This is a genomic window from Kouleothrix sp. 19917 (genome assembly GCF_057073505.1).
In genome coordinates this window covers 7,371,646-7,389,531 of the sequence record NZ_CP097099.1, presented here as the reverse complement: position 1 = coordinate 7,389,531, position 17,886 = coordinate 7,371,646, and the positions used below count along the sequence as shown (strand labels likewise).

The following is a 17,886-nucleotide window of genomic DNA, read 5'->3' as shown; positions in this document are numbered from 1 at the left end:
ACTTCTCCTCATTTCTGGTAGGGCGTTTGCGGGCGCACATGGTAAAACTGCGCCTCGCCGTTGTCGTACACTTGCAAGGCATCGGGTGGGGTGGGCAATGGCGCCCCCAGGCGCGCGCTGCGGAGCCGCGACACTGCGGTGATCAGCAGGTTACGCTGGTATCCCAGTTCAAAAAACCGAATGTTGTTATTATTTGGCGCAAAACCAAATGCCATTTTATAGCCAACCGATAAGCGCTCGTCGTATTCCGTGCCAATGTCGGCATTATCCAGATGCGTGACAGCCCAATCGAGCGCGGTGATTTCGTTGGCGCGGTAGAATGTCCATTTGTTGCTTAGCAATGGCTCGTTGCTGGCTTTGAAGATCGACAGAAAGGCGATGCAGAAGATCAGCGCCGATGCCGCGAGCCGGAGCGCGGTGCCAAAACGGCGCGGCTGCCAGCGGGTAAGGGCATTGCCAACCATTGCTACGGCTACCACTGCAAACGATGGGTACAAGCGAACCTGCAAGTTGCCAATTGCGCCGCTATAATCGGCCAGCACCGCCATGGCACCCTGTATGGCGAAGGCGGTATACAGCAGCCACAACAGCCAGCGCGCGCGCGTTTCTGGCGCTTGCTTGCGCACAAGCCACTGCCATCCCTGGCGTGCCCAGATCGCAAACGAGCTGAGCAGAATGATCCAGTTGGCGCTGCTGACCAGGAAATACACCGGCAAACTGACCCAGCCGAATGACACATAGGCATACGCATTGAACGTGCTTGCTTCGGTGCCCGAACCGGGCTGTGAGGCAAGGATCAGGGCTTTGACGCGCTCCCACGAATCGTGCATAACCACCAGGTCGTGCTGAGCTGGCGTGTAGAAATAGAACACAAACAGGTAGACCAGGCCCAGGCTGGTGATGGTGGCTAGCAGCAGGCGCTGCAAGGCTGTGCCCTGAGCAGCGCGCGTATGCGGCGCAATAAAGTGTTCGAGCAGCCAGCCAAGCGCCATTGCCAGCGTCAGCGCGAAGATAAACGAGTGCGCCAGCAGATTATTGCTGGCGATCAGGGCCGATGCGGCCACATAAAACAGCCCGACATGCGCGGCAAATGCCCACGGCCGGTCGCGCAGTTTGAAGCTGCGCACCAGCAGCAATAAGCACACAAACATAAAGGTGCGCGTGAACTTCTCGTGCGAGCTGCGCAGCACCACAAACAAAAACTCTGGCTGGGTAAAAAGCAGCACAGTGGCAAGTGTTGCGGCGCGCACGCTGGCACTCAGCTCGCGATACAGCGCCCAGGCCGGCAGCACCACCAGTGCAGCCATCAATGGGTAGATCATTTGCTGAAGCGTTGCGACACTGATGCCCGTCAGCGCGAGCACATAGGCAGAGATGGCCTGGAATGCATAGCCGTTCGGGTACACAATGCCATCCGACGGGATGAGCTGGCCTGAAGCTACCATCGAGCGAATGGCGTTGGCAAAGGTTGTCGAATCAGTTTCGGCCCAGCGCCCGCCAAAGCGCGCAGTGAAATATAAGCCGGCAAATAATACAAAGCCAAATGGCAACATCCAGGCTGTTTGCCACCCGCGTTCGCGCGCGGCAAGGAATGAGTTAGTTTTCATAGGACGCCCGCTTTCGTCGTGCCAGGCTCAGCTGGCGCCAGAAGATCATTGTGCCCAGAATAGCCATACATACCAGGCTGAGCGCCGCAACAATCGCAATGGCCGGCGGCACGCTTGCTCGAATAACATCCTGAGGCGTGGCATTGGCTGCCGCAATATCGTAGCGCAGCGCTTTGTTCGATAATTCCTGCCCATCGGGGCCGCGCACCTGCACATATGCCGACCATTCCCCAGCAGTGTTGGGTGTCCAGGGTAAACCGACCTCGGCTGGCACGCCTGCCAGCAGATCCAGCGTTCGCGAAGTCACGGCGGTTGGCACGCCACCTGGCTGCGTAGCAACGAATTCCACCACTGCGCCGCGCACATCTTCCAGGCCGCGATTGTCGAGCGCAACCTGAATAGTGCTTGCCTGCCACTGGGTAAGCTGCGCGGCCGATGCGTGGGCTTGAATGGAAGGTGGAGTGAGCGGCGACACATGGAAACTGCCGTTATACTCCACCGCATATGCGCCGCTTTGCAGCCCGCGCACCCCAATGAGATCAGCTCCCTCGGCGCTGAAATTGGCACGCAGATCAAGCACGAAGCGGAAGCCACTATCGCTTGTTGGGCGGTAATCGCGCACGGTTGCGCCAGCAATGCGCTGCGTGGGGCCAGCGAACTGCGCAAGCATGGCATGCAGGTCGCCCGGCGCAGTATCACCCCGGTTCTGCTCGAGCTTTTCGCCAAGTGCCTGCCATTCGGCATGGTTGGTTGGCGGCAGTGTTTCGAACAGGCTGCTGGCAACGCGCGCCTGGCGCAGCTCGATGCCTTGCTCGTCGCTGTAAAGCAGGTGACCAGGCGCTATATCAAGCTGGCGCGTGATGGTAAATGCCTGCGCGCCGGTAATTTCCCTGGTGTAGGTCAGCTGATCGAGGTAGGGGCCGCTGCCGAGGTTGGCATAATGAATTCGCGAAGCGTCATCGATCTGCCAGACGCCGCTCTGTGCCTTGAGCAGGTGCAATTTATGATCGACGGGCGAGAAATACAGCCGCGCCTGTGTGCCCAGCTCGGGCGCGAAATCGCCACGCCAGCCAGGGTCTATTTCGGTGAACATGTTTCTGATATCTAAGACTGCATCACCAGCTACATAATGCGAAAGTGCTGAGTCATCCCCATCGAAGTAGCGTTCGAGCGGTGCCCACGCATAGATACCCTCAGTACTCTCAAACTGGGCATCTTCGCGTGCGACGAACGTTCCATAATTCCATTTTTTGTCAGTTACCCAGGTCGGCAATTCACGAAATGGCACGATCGCGTATCGTAAACCATTGAGCTTGATTTCACTCGTAATTTCGTATGTCCCGACTAAACCAAGTTTGTAATCCCAGGTTAGCCCGGTTTCGTTATTTTGGTTCCATGAATAGCGTATTTCTTCGGTAGGGGCCGATATATAGTTATTGAAAATATCATCTGTACCAAAATAGCGATTTCGAATATGGAGTTCGGGGAAATGATCATTGTCGGCGGCCAGGTCATAATAGGCCTGCTCGTTCTCGAAATCCATGTAGTTCAGGCGATCCGGCTTTGCATACTGTAATGAGAAGGTGTGGAAGCCTTCTTCGGTTGGATAGCCAGGAAATGTAAATGCAATCACGGAACCTGCACGCAGACTCACCGAAACAGCAGGGGGAATATCGAAATAGTTATACTTGCCTGCTTGGGCCACACCATTTTGAACTGATAAGCGAGGCAGGTCAGTAGTAATATATGGCCAGAAAAGGCTGTTGAGTGGCGGATCTGGCCGATGAAGACCATCGTTCGACCAAATCCATGTGCGTGCTGCACCATCCCCCGCAGGAGTGTCGGAAAGCACACGCCATGTGCCATATTCTGGAATACCATCACGATTTGCGTCGACAAACTCCATTTCGACATCAGGGTTGCCATCGAGCTTGAAATTATTATTCCTATTCCAGTAATATGTCTGGTTATAGGTATGTATATGGTCTATTTGCGTGCCATCAGTCTGAAAGCGTACATTCCAGTTGAGTGAGCCATCAGGTAAAAACCAGGAGCCTTTAACCTGTGTAACCATCGACGCAAAACGAGACTCTGTTATATTGACGTGTGTACCGGAAACGGTATAGCTAACCTGGCGATCACCATTCTGATCGATGTACATTGAACAAATGATGTCGCCATCTTTCTGTGCGAATTGCAAAATAAGCTGAGCAGTTTCATCACTATTTGTGTCAAAAATCCATGTATCATCGGTGAAATCGGTAGCAGTACGCCAGTCTGTACCAACTTGCATATTACTACTACCATCATATACAAGTACTTGATCATGATCTGTGGTAAAAGATGCACTAATAACTGTCAGATCTGGCCGACCATCTTGATTGAGATCTGCTTGCCGCAAGATTGGATTGGTTGCTTGCTGCGCTTCTACTCTGGTAATTTGTATAGAAGGTTGCAAAAAACAGATAAGCAAAAAGGCGAATAAGCAGCCGCAGATCTTTCTGAACATGGGATGTATTTCCAAGAACTTGAACATTTACTTATGCCTCGTCATACCAATACTATATTGGACGTTCGCAACAATTAGTTTAAATTCGGTTTAATACCAAGTTCACCACATAATTGATCAATATTAGTAATCGCCTTGGATTAGATAAATAATGTCTCACATGTTTACGACTTACTTGATTGAAACCCTCTCGCAAATCTGAGTTATTGATCAGCGTCGCATTGCTTGTGATAAAACGAGAGTATAGGTTGGCGTAACTAGGCGTAACTAATAGACCCGCATGATAACGAAATTCTGATTCTAAGTATCACAATACCTGAGCAGAGTGGTTGTCCTCTACAAAATATTCATAAATTTTGTTATAAAAATTTAGTGATAAAGATACTCCAGTTAAAAATAATCCAAAGATTAATATAAAAATTACTTTATATATGCCATTAACTTGAAATGACTGCTCGATATATTCACCTACTATGTACATAGATAATGGAACCAATATCGGATACATTAAGTAAGATATATTAGTATGAAGAGAGTCTCGATTTACAAAAACTGATATGGCAACGTATATTGAAAAAGAAATTAATGTAGTGTATGCAGCAGCCAAAATTCCGTAATGTGGAATAAAAATAATATTAAGTGTTAAATTGATCACTGCGGCTAAAACGCACATGCAAGCCATTTTCCATGTTTGAGATTTAAATTCGAAAGGTTTATTTATATAAGCAGATAATCCCCAGATAGTATTGGCTATTGCGATAATCGGCATTATTGGTGAATCTAATCTAAAGCTAGAACCTAGAAGTAGGACGCCAATATCCTTATATAAAGATATAAATATTCCTATCGTAAATGCGGATATTATTGAGAATATTCCAATAGCCTCGTTTATAACAGATTTATATGATGAGTTTTTTTCATTCCACAACTTCATTAAAGTAGGGTGATATGAAAGAAGCATTGAACCAAATAGTAAAGATTGAGAAGAGTAGACTATATTATAGTTAATTGCGTAAATGCCTGCGTCGGCTGCCCCATTGTAGTATGATATCATAAACCTATCTAGGTTATTAAGCATCTGTGAGCCTAAAACCCATATACTCAACGGAAATCCATAGCGCGCGAACCGGGCAACATCCACATAATTTATTTTGGTATTTGCATATTTTCTGTAAACTACCAGCATTGGCAATAAATTTCCTAAAATCTGAGAAATAATCAATGAGGAAATGCTTTTTTCGTAATGCGATAACGTAACGGCAAATAATATTGGAGATACTGCCTGTAGAACTAAAAAATAAGCATATCTTGTTTTCATTCCTAGTGCTAGCGATAGAGCGGCATAAGAACCACAAAGTGAAGTAATTAAGCCATATAAACCAATCAGTAAAACTTCGTTAAAAGAAATATTTATTCCCGGGATGAAATTAGAACAAATTATTAGTGTTACACCTATAATAATGGCTAATAATTTTGCCAGAAGAATCATCTGCGGTATAATTTTGAATTGATTAGTATTACCTGGAACAAACCTCAAGATACTTTGCTGTATCCAGTTCACTAATATAGAGTTTACAAGAACCACAAAGCTTAATATAATCAAATAAGAACCGTATATAGATGGATCATATATACGAGTCAATATTGGAACTGCAAAAAATGCTACTGCCGCGCCAACTACTTGGGCGAGAAAAAAGGTAATACCTTTTGGTAAATTTATTAATTTCCTTTTCATTGCCAACATATTTTATCCTACTTAGTGCTATTAAGTGAGTATCTGTCCGAATATTTCAATATAGCGTTGGGCTGTATTCAACCAAGTAAATTTTTTCACTGCACTACGTCTAGCTATGCGCTCTATTTCAGAATGCGATTCTAATGCTTGATTAACCGCTAATACAAAGGCTTCATTTTTTGGCTCAACAACCCAACCAGTATTACCCACTATTTCAGGAAACGAGCCGCGATTGCTCACTACAACCGGCGTACCTATGGCCATAGCTTCGAGTGCTGGTAAACCAAAGCCTTCATACAGGCTGGTGGAAACAAATACATCTGCGGCGTGGTAGGCATCGGCCAGCAGCTCATCGTTGATGCCTTCAAGAAAAACAACATCGCGGCCAGGCTGCAAACCAAGCTGCGCCATTGTTTGCAATGTATTCTGCCGCCAGCGCGGGTGCCCCGGCGCACCAACCTTGAGCAGCTGCACGTCAGGGTAGGTATGGCGCAGCGTGGCAAGAACTTCGAGCAGCAAACCAATGTTTTTGCGGGGTATCTCCGAGCCTACATAGGCGAGCAGTGGCGAACGCAGCGTGCCGGTAATCTGTTCAACCCGCTGGCGGGCCTCGGCCTGCGAGCGCGAGTAAGACAAAAATGTGTCATTCACACCGGCGTGCACCACCGACACCCGATCGGCAAGCTTGGGCAGGTAATGGAGCAGCCGTTGTTCTGTGAATGCCGAGTCACTTATGATCCTGCTGGCATAGCGCAGCCCATAGAAGCTTTGCAATGCACTGCGCAGCGTAAACCAGTCTGTTCCCACCCGATCGCCCGCGAAATCGACCACACCAATATCGTGAACAATAGCAACGCTGGGCAGCCGCCCGGTATTGCGTAATGCTTGTGCGCCAGTTAAACGCGGCAAAAGAACAATATGACCTGTATTATGAACTTCTACTCCATACGGGAAATTGCGCAGCAAAGGCAAGTTCAGCGACACTAATTTCGTGGGCAGCAAATCGACCTGCGTGCCCCAGGCAGCGTGCAGGCTGTGCAGCACACGACCGATGCCAGTTTGCGGAGAAAACGTGTGCAGTTCTGGAACGAGGGCGATCAGCGGCGATCGAGGAATGAAAGATGTGGGTTTAGTAACGCTTGGCATATGTAATTATGTTGCTCGCTAGATTGCTGTGTCAGTAGTACAAATGCAATTTTTCAGCCTATGGTCGTGCCTGAACATTACGGACATATTGCAAAGCTTTTCACATTAATTAGCGCATCGCCGCAAAATTTCTTCTTCGGCAACCAATACATTGCGGCTGGCATCGTAGCGTTGCGCAATATCCGCCAGGCCATTGTTCCGCAGCCGCGCAGCCAGCTCGCCATCGCTGCGGATGCTTGCCATCGCGGCTGCGAGTGCATTCACATCGTGCTCGGGCACCAGCAGCGCCGTGCGGCCATCGTCCACAAACTCAGGGATCGAGCCCGAAAACGTCGAAACCACGGGCGTGCCACACGCCATTGCCTGAAGCAGCACCATACCCACCTGCTCGGCCCAGCGTGGCGTGCTCAGCGATGGCGCAACCAGCATCTCGGCCCGCCGCAGCAGCGCCGGTATGTCCTGGTTAGGGACGCCGCCAAGAAAATGCACGTTTGCGCCCAGGCCATAGGCCTGTGCAAGCTCGCGGGCGCGTGGTGCATCGTCGCCATCGCCAGCGAACACCAGTTGCAGCTCGGGATGGTGCGCATGAAGCTGCCGAAATGCGTCGAGCAGCACAAAGATACCCTTGGCAGCCACCACCCGCCCAATAAACAAAGCCACCGGCTTGTCGCCGCACACTGGCAGGGCCGCAACCGGGCCTGTGGGTGAAAATTCATCGGTATCGACACCCCAGCAGCCATACATCAGGCGCACAATCTTTTCGGGCCGCGCGCCAAACGCAAGGAAATTATCCCGCGCGCCTTCATTGATCGCGATCAGCAGGTCGGCGCGCTTCAGGTAGCGGCGCAGCAAGGGCGCGGCCACGGCAGTCAGCACCGGGCCATACTTCTGGCGGAACGGAATGTTCTCCAGCGATGCAACCACGAGCGGCAGCTTCTGGCGATTGACATGGCGCAGGATCTGCACAATAAATGGCAATGGCAACAGCGCAAACGGCTCGACGCCCTGCACAATGCCCCTGCCAACCCGCTTCAGGCGCGCGCCAAGATCGAGCGGCGTGCTGAAATGCAGGGTATGGGTATCGCCTTCACTGCCCGTGCCAAGCTGGCCCCACAGCGCCTCGCGATACAGGTGGTTGATCGTCAGCTTCTGGAAAAAGCGCAGCGGATCATGCAGATCGCGGCGTGCCTGCAAGCTGATCATAATATAGGAATTATTCATATCCGTACTCTCACCATTTTTCCCGCGACGCAGGTTGCAGGTAATCCAGCAACGGTGCCGCCCAGGCTACAAAATCAAGCAGCAACACCAGCAACAGCGCCATGCTGTGCCGCACACTGAACGGCCACCCGCGTACAAGGTGCGCAAAGCGCAAATAGCGCAGGCGGGCCAGCCATCCACCCACAAGCATTGGGAACCATACCGATAATGCAGCCGCGCCAAAACGCAGGCTCGTGAAGGGCAGTGCCAGCATCGCCATACCTGCAAACGAGGTCGTCAGCGAGCTGTACACATCGCCCCGCGCGCGATAGCGCAGGCCATGCACGGCAACATTGCGCAGCCAGCGCCGGCGCTGGCGAATATAGGCACGCGCATTTGCGGGATATTCCGTTTCTACCTGGCTGATTCGTACCTGGCGAATACGCGCACCGGCAGCAACAAGCTCGTGTGCCAGAACATAATCGGTGCCGGTTGGCGCAGGGGCGGCAAAACCACCGGCGCGCTGCAAAAAATCGCGCTCGATCGCGCAATTACGGCCCAGCAATCCGGGCAGGTAGGCGGGCGCAGTGTCATCGGCATACATCCGCACATCCGAAACTGCCTGTGCTACCACAAATGGGTTGCCTAAGGCGGCGCGAAAAGGTCGCGCGCCGCCAGTACAGACTTTTTCTTCGCCCGAAACCACTGGCCCAATCGTGAGCCGAAATGACTCATCATCAAACAGGCAATCGGCGTCGGTCAGGTAAATGATCTCGCCGGAAGCCTGCGCGAAGCAGCGCGCCAGGGCTTTTTGCTTGCCCTCGCCAGCTCGCTGCTCCAGCACTGTTACGCGTGCGCTGGCAAAACGCCGTGCAATCGCCAGCGAGGCATCGCTGCCGCCCGCGCAAAGGATCAATTCGCTATTGGGGTAATCGAGCGCCAGAAATGACTCGATGTGCGCCGCGAGGTGCTCGGCCTCGTTCCATCCGGCCACCAGTGCGCTGACCTTTGGGGTATGTGCGAGCTGCGGAAGGGGCAATGGCCCGGCGCGCAGGCGTTCGGCCAATGCCCGGTCGTTCTGCCACAGCCGCCAGTTATGCGCGGCCACCAATGCAAGCCCAGCAAGGAGGATTTTGCCAGAATGATGGTTGAGAACATGGTTCCATGATCGAATGCGTGAAAAACTCATGACCCTGTGCACTTCTCTCTCCCCCAGCACTGGCCCGTGCCAGCACTAATCATAAGAACGCATCTCAGCGCGCGCTCGGCATACCCTGCGCCGGCTTTGACAAGATTGTCATCTTGCGCGGGTGTGCGATACGTATGCTGCGCTTCGCAGAATGCGATTCTGCAAGGCGCAGAATGCGATTCTGCGCCTGCATAATTTGAATTTGCATGTGCAGAGAAGGAATTTGCATATGCAGAGAAGGAATTTGCACCTGCATACTTCGATTCTGCACCTGCCGAAAAGGAATTTGCACCTGCATAATTTGAATTTGCATGTGCAGAGAAGGAATTTGCACCTGCATAATTCGATTCTGCGCCTGCGAATTCGAATTTGATCATGCAAAACATCAATGCAAGCCCTGCAACTAGAACTTTTGCCCTATATCGCACTAGCCATGTCGTTTGGCGCGATATGAGACCGATGGGCGGGTTTACATAGCGGCTACGAAGTGCTATGGTACTACCGAACTGAGCGCCGACGGTGCGGCGCGCCAAAACAACCAACGGAGGACAATTTGGCATCACGTTCCAAAACCCGCGTCGCCCCGGCGACCCTCGACGCCGACCGCGACACCCTCCTGGCGATCCAGGACCTGCGCGACTACCTGCCCCGCAATGCGGCCTTCAGCGCCGACACGCTTGCCACGCTCGAAAGCACGCTCACCAGTGCCGAGAAAGACGAGCTGCGCACGCGCATTGCCCACGAGGCCAGCCGCGATCGCGCCATCGCTGCCGCGCAAGCCTTCCACGAGGCCACACTCGGCGCAAAGACCGAGGTCATCGCCCAGTATGGCGCGAACTCCGATGCGGTGCAGGCGATTGGCCTGAAGCGCAAGTCGGATCGCCGCCGCCCGCTGCGCCGCAGCTCTTCCAGCGGCAACTAATCCTTCAACCGCTCTGCCCGCCTTTCGGTATGCGCCGGGCGAAAACGTGTGGGCCGTGGCGACGCGGCTCCGCGTACGCGCCAGGTGTGTATCGGAAGGCGGCAGCTCGTTCAGGATTCGGGAGTCAGGAGGCAGGAGACACGAGACACGAGTTATAGCAGTTTGCAGTCGGCAGGATGCAGTAGGCAGTTGGATTTTCCGCGCTACAACGCCTTCTCGCCAGCATATGAGTGTTCAATTGTTCTGCAAACCGCTATAGAAACCAGAAGTCAGAAGTCAACAAGCCCTCGCCAACCGCAATAGCTTTCTATTATGTCTCTTCCTCCCGTCTGCATCGCAATAGCTGCGCGCTGATACAATCTTCTCCCGTCTGCATCGCAATAGCTGCGCGCTGATACAATATTCTCCCGTCTGCATCGCAATAGCGGCGCGCTGATACAATCTTCTCCCGTCTGCATCGTAATAGCTGCGCACTGATACAATCTTCTCCCGTCTGCCTCGCAATAGCTGTGCGTTGATACGACCTGTTACCGTCTGCATCGCAATAGCGGCGCGCTGATACAATCTTCTCCCCTCTCCCTCGCAATAGCGGCGCGCTGATACGATCTTCTCCCCTCTCCCTCGCAATGGGAGAGGGGCCGGGGGTGAGGGCCTTCCGCAGTATTCAGAAGTCAGGAGTCAGAGTATTTGGTGCGCGTGCCACATCATTCCGCCCGCGCCCGCCGCCCAAGCAGCGGGCTAAGGACACGAAGCCTGCTGACGCAGGCTAATTCATTCCGAGCACCCAGTCACCCCTTCACCGCGTCATCTTGTCATCTTCCCACCCTGCACACTGCCGCCTGCCACCTGCACACTGCCACCTGCCACCTGCACACTGCCGCCTGCCACCTGCACACTGCCACCTGCACACTGCCGCCTGCCCCCTGCCACCTGCACATCTCCCCGCCATGCCGCAAATCAATTCAGCCAGAAAGCCGGATGCCTTGTGTGCGCCCACGGATGGCCTTTGCGCCACTGGTAGGCCAGCATGCCGCGCTGGCGCAGCTCCAGCGCATCGGGCATTTCGTTCAGCGTGAAACGCTGGCCGTTCAGCATGCACTCAGTTGAGAATGGCGCGCTGGCGCTGGCTGGCAGCACGCCGCTCGATTGCGCCGCCAGGTAGCGAAAAGCCTTGTCGCACCAGCCAACGACGTGTAAAACATCGCGCAGGTCGGGCAGCACGTGCGCATGGCCGCCCGCCTGCAGCGCAAAGCCGGTGGCAGTTTGAATACCGCCGCTTGCATCCTGCCCGGCCAGCAAGCGCGCCTCGCAGGCGCTGAAATCGGCGGCAAAGCCGATTGGGCGCAGCGCCGAAGCGGCGCGCAGCACATCGCCAAGCGGCGCGACCCAGCTGGGGCCACGGCTGGCGCGCCCGTTGGCATAAATGGCGGTCGGGATCGCGCCACTGGGGCCGAGCCAGCGGCTCACAAAGCGCATTGCCGCCAGTGCGCCCTCGGCAAACTGGCCTTCGTTGCTCCAGTGGTAAGCGCGCAGCAGCGCCGGCACGCAGCGCGCGATATAGATCGGGAAATATTTCTCGACAACCCGCCGGCCAAAGCTATTCTGGGCAATTGCGCCGGCCAGCGGCCCGCCGCGCACCTGATGCATCAGAATGCGCCGCGCATTTGGCAGGGCATAGCGCTCGACCCAGCCTGAATCGCCGGTCAGATCGGCCAGCAGAAACAGGGCATCGCAGGCAGTGGCGGCCTTGTTCGGCACAAACGACGGCACACGCGGATCGTCGCGAAACGATTGGGCCTGCTCGTCCCACAGCTGCCCGAGGTAGAAGGCATGCATATTGCGCAGCGCGCCAGCCGCATATCGCTCGGCGTCGGGGCGACCGGCGGCGCGCAAAGCCAGCGCCAGCAGCAGCAAACCCACATCGGCGGCGGCCTCGTGCGGTGTGCCCGCAGCGGCAGGGTTGATCTCGAAGCACGAAGCGGCAAAATGGCCGTTTGCGAGCTGCCCGGCCAGCAGATCATCGGCTGCGCCAACTGCCTTTGCCAGCCAGCGACCGTCGCCACTGCGTTCCCACAGCAGCAGGTAGCCATCGATGATCCCTTCATAGCGCCAGTCGCGGCCCACACCCGTATAGAGCAGGCTCTGCCGCCACCAATGCGCGACCGGGCCGCCATAGCCATCCGCGCCACGCATGGTGTCGAGCCATACATCCATCCGCGCCACGGCGGTGTCGATTGCGCTGGGCGCGGGGGCGTGTGCGGCGGCGCGTTCGATTGTGCTTGGTTGTGTTTGCATAGTTTAGAAGCCAGGTTTCAGAAGCGAGGATCCAGAAGCCAGGGTTTAATTGCCCGCCATCGCATTGTGTTTGCCGTGGGGCTGAAGCTCTCGGCTCGTACAGGCGAAGGCCGCCTGCGCATCCCGATCGAGCCGGCGCAGGCCGGCTTTGTAATAGCAGCCCGCCCATGTACGGCCGGGGCGACGTGTTGCGCGCGTGTGCGATTGCGTTCGCGCCCGCCGCGCATCAATTCCAAGCATTGCATCCTGAGCGGGTGCGGCAGGCTGTATCGAAGGGTGCGCGTGTGCGGGTGTTTGTGCGGCCACCCTTCGATATGCGTTACGCGCTACTCAGGGTGGAGAAACGATTTTTGCGTTTCGCTTGTATCCCGCCGCATCCTGAGCGGGCCGATAGGCCGTATAGGTCGGGCGCGAAACAATTCACACCTTCGTGTCTTCGTGTCTTCGTGGTTGATCGGCTGTTTCAGTGCCACTCATCCCCGTTTGCGCGCCACCAGCAGCGCCACCGTTGCGAACGGTGCCATCCAGCCGCTGCTGCGGTAGCGCAGCCGCCCGGCAAACGCAAGCTGGTCGGCCAGATCGGGCCGGCCGCGCCGCGCAAGCTGTGCGCCCAGCGCATTGGCGGCAATTGCGGCGGCGGAATGAATGCCGTGACGCGACAGTGGCGCAAAGCCGGCCGCGCGAAGGGCGGCGCACAGCCGGGCAACGCCGCCAGGGCGCAAACCAATGGCCGCGCCGCGCCAGGTGCGTCGTTCGGGCAGTATGCGCGCCAGCGGCTGCGAGGCAATCACGATCAGCGGCCCGCCAGGCGGAATGGCGCGCACAAACTCGGCCAGGTCGGCGGCCAGGTGCGGCGCGTCGGGCTCGATCCACAACCCGGCGCGCGGTGGCGTAGTTGCGGGCTGTCCCAGGCGCTGCTGCGCATCGGCAACAAGCTCATTGGCCCGGCAGATCAGGTGCGGGGCCGCGCCGCCCAGCATTGCCAGCGCCGCATCAAGCGCATAGCAATACTCAAGTGGCGCAATCTGGCCGCGCGGAAGCTCGCCAATCATTGTTCACCCCGCAGTGTGTGGCGCGCAAGCCGGCCGCGCCGTGCCAGCACACCGTTGTACTCCTGCTCGAGCAATGCCGCCAGCGTCACCCAGTTATAGCGCGCCACGGCAGCCGCGCGGCCGGCAATACCCATTGCATCGTGCGCGCGCATGTCGGCGCAGACGCGCGCAATGGCCCTGCTCAGCGCCGCAGCATCGCCGGGCGGCACCAGCAAGCCATTGCGGCCATGCTGAACGACGGTGCGGACACCAGGCAGGCTTGATGCAATCACCGGAGTGCCACACGCCATCGACTCAACCAATACCAGGCCAAACGCCTCGCCCATGGTTGTCGAAGGCAGCACCGTAACATCGGCAAGCCGATAATAAGCGGGCAGATCGGCATCGGCCACGCGCCCGGCGAAAGTCACGCGCGCGTCGAGGCACAAACCGGCAGCCATCTGCTGATATTCGGCGCGCAAATCGCCATCGCCCACGATCACACCCTTCATGCTGGGCGGCAAACCGGCCAGCGCCTCAAGGAAAATCGGCACACCCTTGAAATAGTGCGCCCGGTCGAGCCCGGCCACCAGCAGCGCAACCTTATCGCCCTGCTGTGGCGCGATCGCATGCTGTAATGCTGCGGTTGGCGCGCCCGGTGTGAAGCTCTCAACGTCCACGCCGTTCGGCACTTCGCCAATGTGCCCGTCGCGCCCGCGCAAGAGCGGCTGCGCATAGCTGGCTTGCCCGTAATCGCGCGAGGTAAAGAACACACGGTCGGCCGAGCGCAGCGCCATGCGGCCAATCGTGTGGCGCAGCACGCGTTCGGCCACGCCCATTGCGCCTTTCAACAGCACATCCTGGTGGTAGGTGATGAACAAGGGCGTGCTGCGCAGGCGCGCGGCCAGGGCGCTCAGCTCGCCGCCAAAAAATGGGTAGTGCAAATGCACCACGTCGAAGCCGCGCAAGGCCAGAAGCAGGCCCGGCAGCACCGGGGCATTGCCCACACGCACGAATGGGCGCAGGCGGTGGACATACATCCCGGCAAGCAGCTCTCTGGCGGGCGCATTCGGCCCCGCTGCGGTAAACACATGCACCTCGTGGCCGCGCGCGGCCAGCTCGCGGGCGTTGTGGAAGCAGACATTGCCGGTGCCGCCGCGATATGGCGGGAACGTGGCCGTGACATGTGCGATGCGCAGACTCATACGCGCCCCCGTGCAAACAACTGCCGCGCGGCCCAGAAGGCCGGGTGAAAGATCATGCCTGCCGCCGCCGCCAGCGCGCGGTGTGCAAGCTGCCCAAACTCAAGCCGGTGCGTCAAATTCCCCATCAGTGCCCGGTCGGGATGGCTGCGCTGGCGGCGGGCTGCCCTGCGCGCCACGCGAATGGCTGCGCGCCCGGCCCACAGGGCACGGTACACGCGCAGTTTCACGCCCCAGAAGCGCGGGCCTTTGATCAGCAGAAAGCCCCAGGTCACCAGCTCGCCCAGCAGCAATCCCGGCAGCAAGCGCGTGTAGGTGCTGCGGCTCAGGTTCTTCAGCAGCATCAGGTGGCGGTTGCGGTCGAGGTAAAATGCCTTTGCTGGGCTGTATGCGGGCCGGTAATCGTGCTCGACGACGGCTTCGGGCACGTACACACAGCGGTAGCCCGCCAGCCGCGCCCGCAGCGACAGGTCGGTATCTTCCACATACATAAAAAAGTGTGGGTCGAAACCGCCAAGCTGCTCGAACACGTCGCGGCGAATGGCAAAGGCCGCGCCCGACACCGCATCGACCTCGGCGGGGGTGGCGAATTCGCGCACCGAACGGTTTGCGCCCCGGCAATAGGTCAGGCCGGTGTAGTGCATCGTATTGCCGCAGGTGTTGATGCGATTGGGCTGGCGCATATGCACCACGCAGGCCGTGCTGAGCCCCACGCCCGGCTGTGCAAGCGGGGCGGCCAGCGCACGAATGGCCCCGGGCCGCGCAACAGTGTCGGGGTTGAGCAGCACAAGGTAGTCGCCGTGCGCAAACTGCGCGCCCAGGTTGTTGCCGGCCGCAAAGCCGGTGTTGCTGCTGGCAATCAGCCGCGCCTGCGGGAACTGCTCGCGCACCAGGGCCGCGCTGCCGTCGGCAGAGCCATTGTCCACGACGATCAGCTCATCCTCTGGCCCCAGATCGGCCAGGATGGACTCCAGGCAGGCAGGCAGGTAGGCGCGGCTGTTGTACGCCACCACGATCACACTACAGGCCATACTCGCGCTCTTTCAATGGCTCGTCGGCTTCGTTGGCGGCGGCGGCATAGGCGGCCAGCAGCGCCTCATCTTCATACACCACCTTGCGCCGGTAAGGATCGGACAGGCGCTCGAACAGGCGCTGGCGCAGATCGACCATCATGCCGCGCACCGAATGCAAAATCAGCGCCGAAAACAGCAGGAGCATGCCCGTCACACACAGCCCGACCGACAGCAAGGCATAGCCCTGCGCCAGCTGTTTGGCTGCCGAATAGATCTGCATTACCCGCAAGCCAAGCAACACGCCACTCACCAGCGTAATAATGCCCGGCATACCGAAATACAGCAGTGGGCGCGTCTGCCCAACCAGGCGCAGCACCGCGTTGACCACCTGCATGCCATGCGCAAAAGGATTGCGCTTGGCCGGCTCGGCATACGTCACCTTGATCGGCACCTCGACCACGTTGAGATTGTGTTCGTTGGCCAGAAACTGCATTTCCGACTCGATCGAAAAGCCGCCATTGCCAAAGATCAGCGCATCGATTGCGCGCCGCGAAAAGGCCCGGTAGCCGCTCTGCGAATCGCTGCTGTGCGTGCCCGACGCAACATTTGTGATCATTGTCAGGCCATGCTGGCCAACCTGCCGGTAGGCCGGGATCTCGCTTTTGACCTCTAAAAAGCGTGAGCCGATCACAATATCGGCTTCGCCCGACGTGACCGGCTCTAACACAGTGGGAATATCGCTGGCGGAGTGCTGGCCATCGCCGTCGAGCATCACCACGGCGGCGGGCTGGAGCTGGCGCAGGTAGTTGAACCCGGTGTTGACCCCTGCTGCCTTGCCCTGGTTAACCTCGTGGCGCAGCACAATTGCCCCGGCGCGCCGCGCAATCTCGGTGGTCTGGTCGGAAGATCCATCGTCCACCACAATCACGTGGTCGACATATTCCTGAACGGCGAGCACCAAACTGCCAATAAATCGTTCTTCGTTGAATGCGGGAATAAGGGCAACAACTGCATCTTTATGCGACAACACCGACCAGTTATTTGCCTGGTTGATCATCGTTGCTGAAACATGATTCTCAATTTGCTCTGCCATACTGTTTCCTCGGCTACAATGATGATTTTTTGAACATTTGAAACAAGACAGTTGCGGTTTATCATTTCATTCCACCACTTCCACTACGTTCGTCTGTATGCATCATCCCTGGCGCATCGCCAGTCAATCACAGCAAACCGGCCCTGGCGCGAAAGCCAGTTGCCAGCGGCACCATTGCGCGTCCTATCGTTATTTTTCGCTGTTGAGGGAACGTTCTGCCCCGGCAAAGAGTCACGCGCTGCTCGTGAACGCAAGCGAAGCGGTGGGCCGTGGCCTGAGGTTTTCTCCTTTGCTTCTCGTTTCTCCCCTTCACAAAATAAAACGCGGTTTCGCCAAAGGCAGGGCTTATCGCAACATTACGGCAAGGTGACGGGCATGTAAACAGCCGTTCACAAAGGGATGCGGGATTGACGGTTGACGATTGACGATTGGAACCAAGTGGTTCACCACAGATGTCCATGCGGCTCCGCGAAGGCACGAAGATGTTGTACGTTTGAAGGTTGCAGGTTTGACAGTTGTTGTGCATCCTGCGATTGCCGACTGCTACCTGCCGACTGCCGAGAAGGCACGAAGATGTTGTACGTTTGAAGGTTGCAGGTTTGAAAGTTGTTGTGCATCCTGCGATTGCCGACTGCTACCTGCCTACTGCCGAGAAGGCACGAAGATGTTGTACGTTTGAAGATTGCAGGTTTGAAAGTTATTGTGCATCCTGCGATTGCCGACTGCTACCTGCCTACTGCCGAGAAGGCACGAAGATGTTGTACGTTTGAAGGTTGCAGGTTTGAAAGTTATTGTGCATCCTGCGATTGCCGACTGCTACCTGCCGACTGCCGGCTGCCTAGTGCCCGCACCCATCCCGCAATGCCCGCGCAGCGTAGGGTATACTAGACAGGAACAAGCGGCATTGTGTCTCTGCTGAAAGGCTTGCGAGCACAAGAACAGAG

13 protein-coding genes are annotated in these 17,886 nt (G+C 56.5%); 1 reads left to right on the top strand and 12 read right to left on the bottom strand.

The window, feature by feature from the left end:
* Nucleotides 1-8: 8 nt before the first annotated feature.
* The 7 genes from M1P90_RS29780 to M1P90_RS29750 all read right to left on the bottom strand — a co-directional run bounded on the left by M1P90_RS29780 (nucleotide 9) and on the right by M1P90_RS29750 (nucleotide 9,726).
* Nucleotides 9-1,607 (bottom strand): hypothetical protein, encoded by a 1,599-nt coding sequence (locus tag M1P90_RS29780; RefSeq protein ID WP_483699333.1) that lies wholly within the window; start codon nucleotides 1,605-1,607, stop codon nucleotides 9-11.
* The gene (locus M1P90_RS29775) at nucleotides 1,597-4,143 is read right to left on the bottom strand and encodes a hypothetical protein (protein WP_483699332.1); all 2,547 of its coding nucleotides are present in this window, start codon (nucleotides 4,141-4,143) and stop codon (nucleotides 1,597-1,599) included. The genes M1P90_RS29780 and M1P90_RS29775 overlap by 11 nt, the downstream gene beginning before the upstream one ends.
* A 280-nt stretch (nucleotides 4,144-4,423) precedes the next feature.
* On the bottom strand, nucleotides 4,424-5,860 hold the full coding sequence (locus tag M1P90_RS29770) for a lipopolysaccharide biosynthesis protein (RefSeq protein ID WP_483699331.1): 1,437 nt from the start codon (nucleotides 5,858-5,860) through the stop codon (nucleotides 4,424-4,426).
* A 21-nt stretch (nucleotides 5,861-5,881) separates the two neighbouring features.
* Nucleotides 5,882-6,997: a glycosyltransferase family 4 protein gene (locus M1P90_RS29765; RefSeq protein ID WP_483699330.1), complete on the bottom strand. Its 1,116-nt coding sequence runs from the start codon at nucleotides 6,995-6,997 to the stop codon at nucleotides 5,882-5,884.
* Between the two features lie 105 nt (nucleotides 6,998-7,102).
* Nucleotides 7,103-8,218 (bottom strand): glycosyltransferase family 4 protein, encoded by a 1,116-nt coding sequence (locus M1P90_RS29760; protein ID WP_483699329.1) that lies wholly within the window; start codon nucleotides 8,216-8,218, stop codon nucleotides 7,103-7,105.
* A 10-nt stretch (nucleotides 8,219-8,228) separates the two neighbouring features.
* On the bottom strand, nucleotides 8,229-9,386 hold the full coding sequence (locus M1P90_RS29755; RefSeq protein ID WP_483699328.1) for a glycosyltransferase family 2 protein: 1,158 nt from the start codon (nucleotides 9,384-9,386) through the stop codon (nucleotides 8,229-8,231).
* Nucleotides 9,387-9,450: 64 nt separating this feature from the next.
* Nucleotides 9,451-9,726 (bottom strand): hypothetical protein, encoded by a 276-nt coding sequence (locus M1P90_RS29750; protein ID WP_483699327.1) that lies wholly within the window; start codon nucleotides 9,724-9,726, stop codon nucleotides 9,451-9,453.
* Between the two features lie 213 nt (nucleotides 9,727-9,939).
* Between M1P90_RS29750 and M1P90_RS29745 the strand changes: the two genes are divergently transcribed.
* Nucleotides 9,940-10,308 carry a hypothetical protein gene (locus M1P90_RS29745; RefSeq protein ID WP_483699326.1) on the top strand — a complete coding sequence of 123 codons (369 nt, stop codon included), beginning with the start codon at nucleotides 9,940-9,942 and terminating at the stop codon, nucleotides 10,306-10,308.
* 957 nt (nucleotides 10,309-11,265) lie between these two features.
* Here the strand turns inward: M1P90_RS29745 and M1P90_RS29740 are convergent.
* The 5 genes from M1P90_RS29740 to M1P90_RS29720 all read right to left on the bottom strand — a co-directional run bounded on the left by M1P90_RS29740 (nucleotide 11,266) and on the right by M1P90_RS29720 (nucleotide 16,942).
* Nucleotides 11,266-12,603 carry a hypothetical protein gene (locus tag M1P90_RS29740; protein WP_483699325.1) on the bottom strand — a complete coding sequence of 446 codons (1,338 nt, stop codon included), beginning with the start codon at nucleotides 12,601-12,603 and terminating at the stop codon, nucleotides 11,266-11,268.
* A 473-nt stretch (nucleotides 12,604-13,076) separates the two neighbouring features.
* Complete coding sequence (locus M1P90_RS29735) at nucleotides 13,077-13,655, bottom strand: hypothetical protein (protein ID WP_483699324.1); 579 nt, start codon at nucleotides 13,653-13,655, stop codon at nucleotides 13,077-13,079.
* Entirely contained in the window at nucleotides 13,652-14,839 is a 1,188-nt protein-coding gene (locus M1P90_RS29730; protein ID WP_483699323.1) for a glycosyltransferase family 4 protein, read from the bottom strand. The genes M1P90_RS29735 and M1P90_RS29730 overlap by 4 nt, the downstream gene beginning before the upstream one ends.
* Nucleotides 14,836-15,867 carry a glycosyltransferase family 2 protein gene (locus M1P90_RS29725; protein ID WP_483699322.1) on the bottom strand — a complete coding sequence of 344 codons (1,032 nt, stop codon included), beginning with the start codon at nucleotides 15,865-15,867 and terminating at the stop codon, nucleotides 14,836-14,838. Before M1P90_RS29725 ends, M1P90_RS29730 begins: the two co-directional genes overlap by 4 nt.
* On the bottom strand, nucleotides 15,857-16,942 hold the full coding sequence (locus M1P90_RS29720; protein WP_483699321.1) for a glycosyltransferase family 2 protein: 1,086 nt from the start codon (nucleotides 16,940-16,942) through the stop codon (nucleotides 15,857-15,859). Before M1P90_RS29720 ends, M1P90_RS29725 begins: the two co-directional genes overlap by 11 nt.
* Nucleotides 16,943-17,886 lie beyond the last annotated feature (944 nt).

Coding starts and splice junctions, on each gene's coding strand:
- M1P90_RS29780 (WP_483699333.1), bottom strand. CDS start 1,607: ATGAAAACTAACTCATTCCTTGCCGCGCGCGAACGCGGGTGGCAAACA.
- M1P90_RS29775 (WP_483699332.1), bottom strand. CDS start 4,143: ATGTTCAAGTTCTTGGAAATACATCCCATGTTCAGAAAGATCTGCGGC.
- M1P90_RS29770 (WP_483699331.1), bottom strand. CDS start 5,860: ATGTTGGCAATGAAAAGGAAATTAATAAATTTACCAAAAGGTATTACC.
- M1P90_RS29765 (WP_483699330.1), bottom strand. CDS start 6,997: ATGCCAAGCGTTACTAAACCCACATCTTTCATTCCTCGATCGCCGCTG.
- M1P90_RS29760 (WP_483699329.1), bottom strand. CDS start 8,218: ATGAATAATTCCTATATTATGATCAGCTTGCAGGCACGCCGCGATCTG.
- M1P90_RS29755 (WP_483699328.1), bottom strand. CDS start 9,386: ATGAGTTTTTCACGCATTCGATCATGGAACCATGTTCTCAACCATCAT.
- M1P90_RS29750 (WP_483699327.1), bottom strand. CDS start 9,726: ATGCAGGTGCAAATTCCTTCTCTGCACATGCAAATTCAAATTATGCAG.
- M1P90_RS29740 (WP_483699325.1), bottom strand. CDS start 12,603: ATGCAAACACAACCAAGCACAATCGAACGCGCCGCCGCACACGCCCCC.
- M1P90_RS29735 (WP_483699324.1), bottom strand. CDS start 13,655: ATGATTGGCGAGCTTCCGCGCGGCCAGATTGCGCCACTTGAGTATTGC.
- M1P90_RS29730 (WP_483699323.1), bottom strand. CDS start 14,839: ATGAGTCTGCGCATCGCACATGTCACGGCCACGTTCCCGCCATATCGC.
- M1P90_RS29725 (WP_483699322.1), bottom strand. CDS start 15,867: ATGGCCTGTAGTGTGATCGTGGTGGCGTACAACAGCCGCGCCTACCTG.
- M1P90_RS29720 (WP_483699321.1), bottom strand. CDS start 16,942: ATGGCAGAGCAAATTGAGAATCATGTTTCAGCAACGATGATCAACCAG.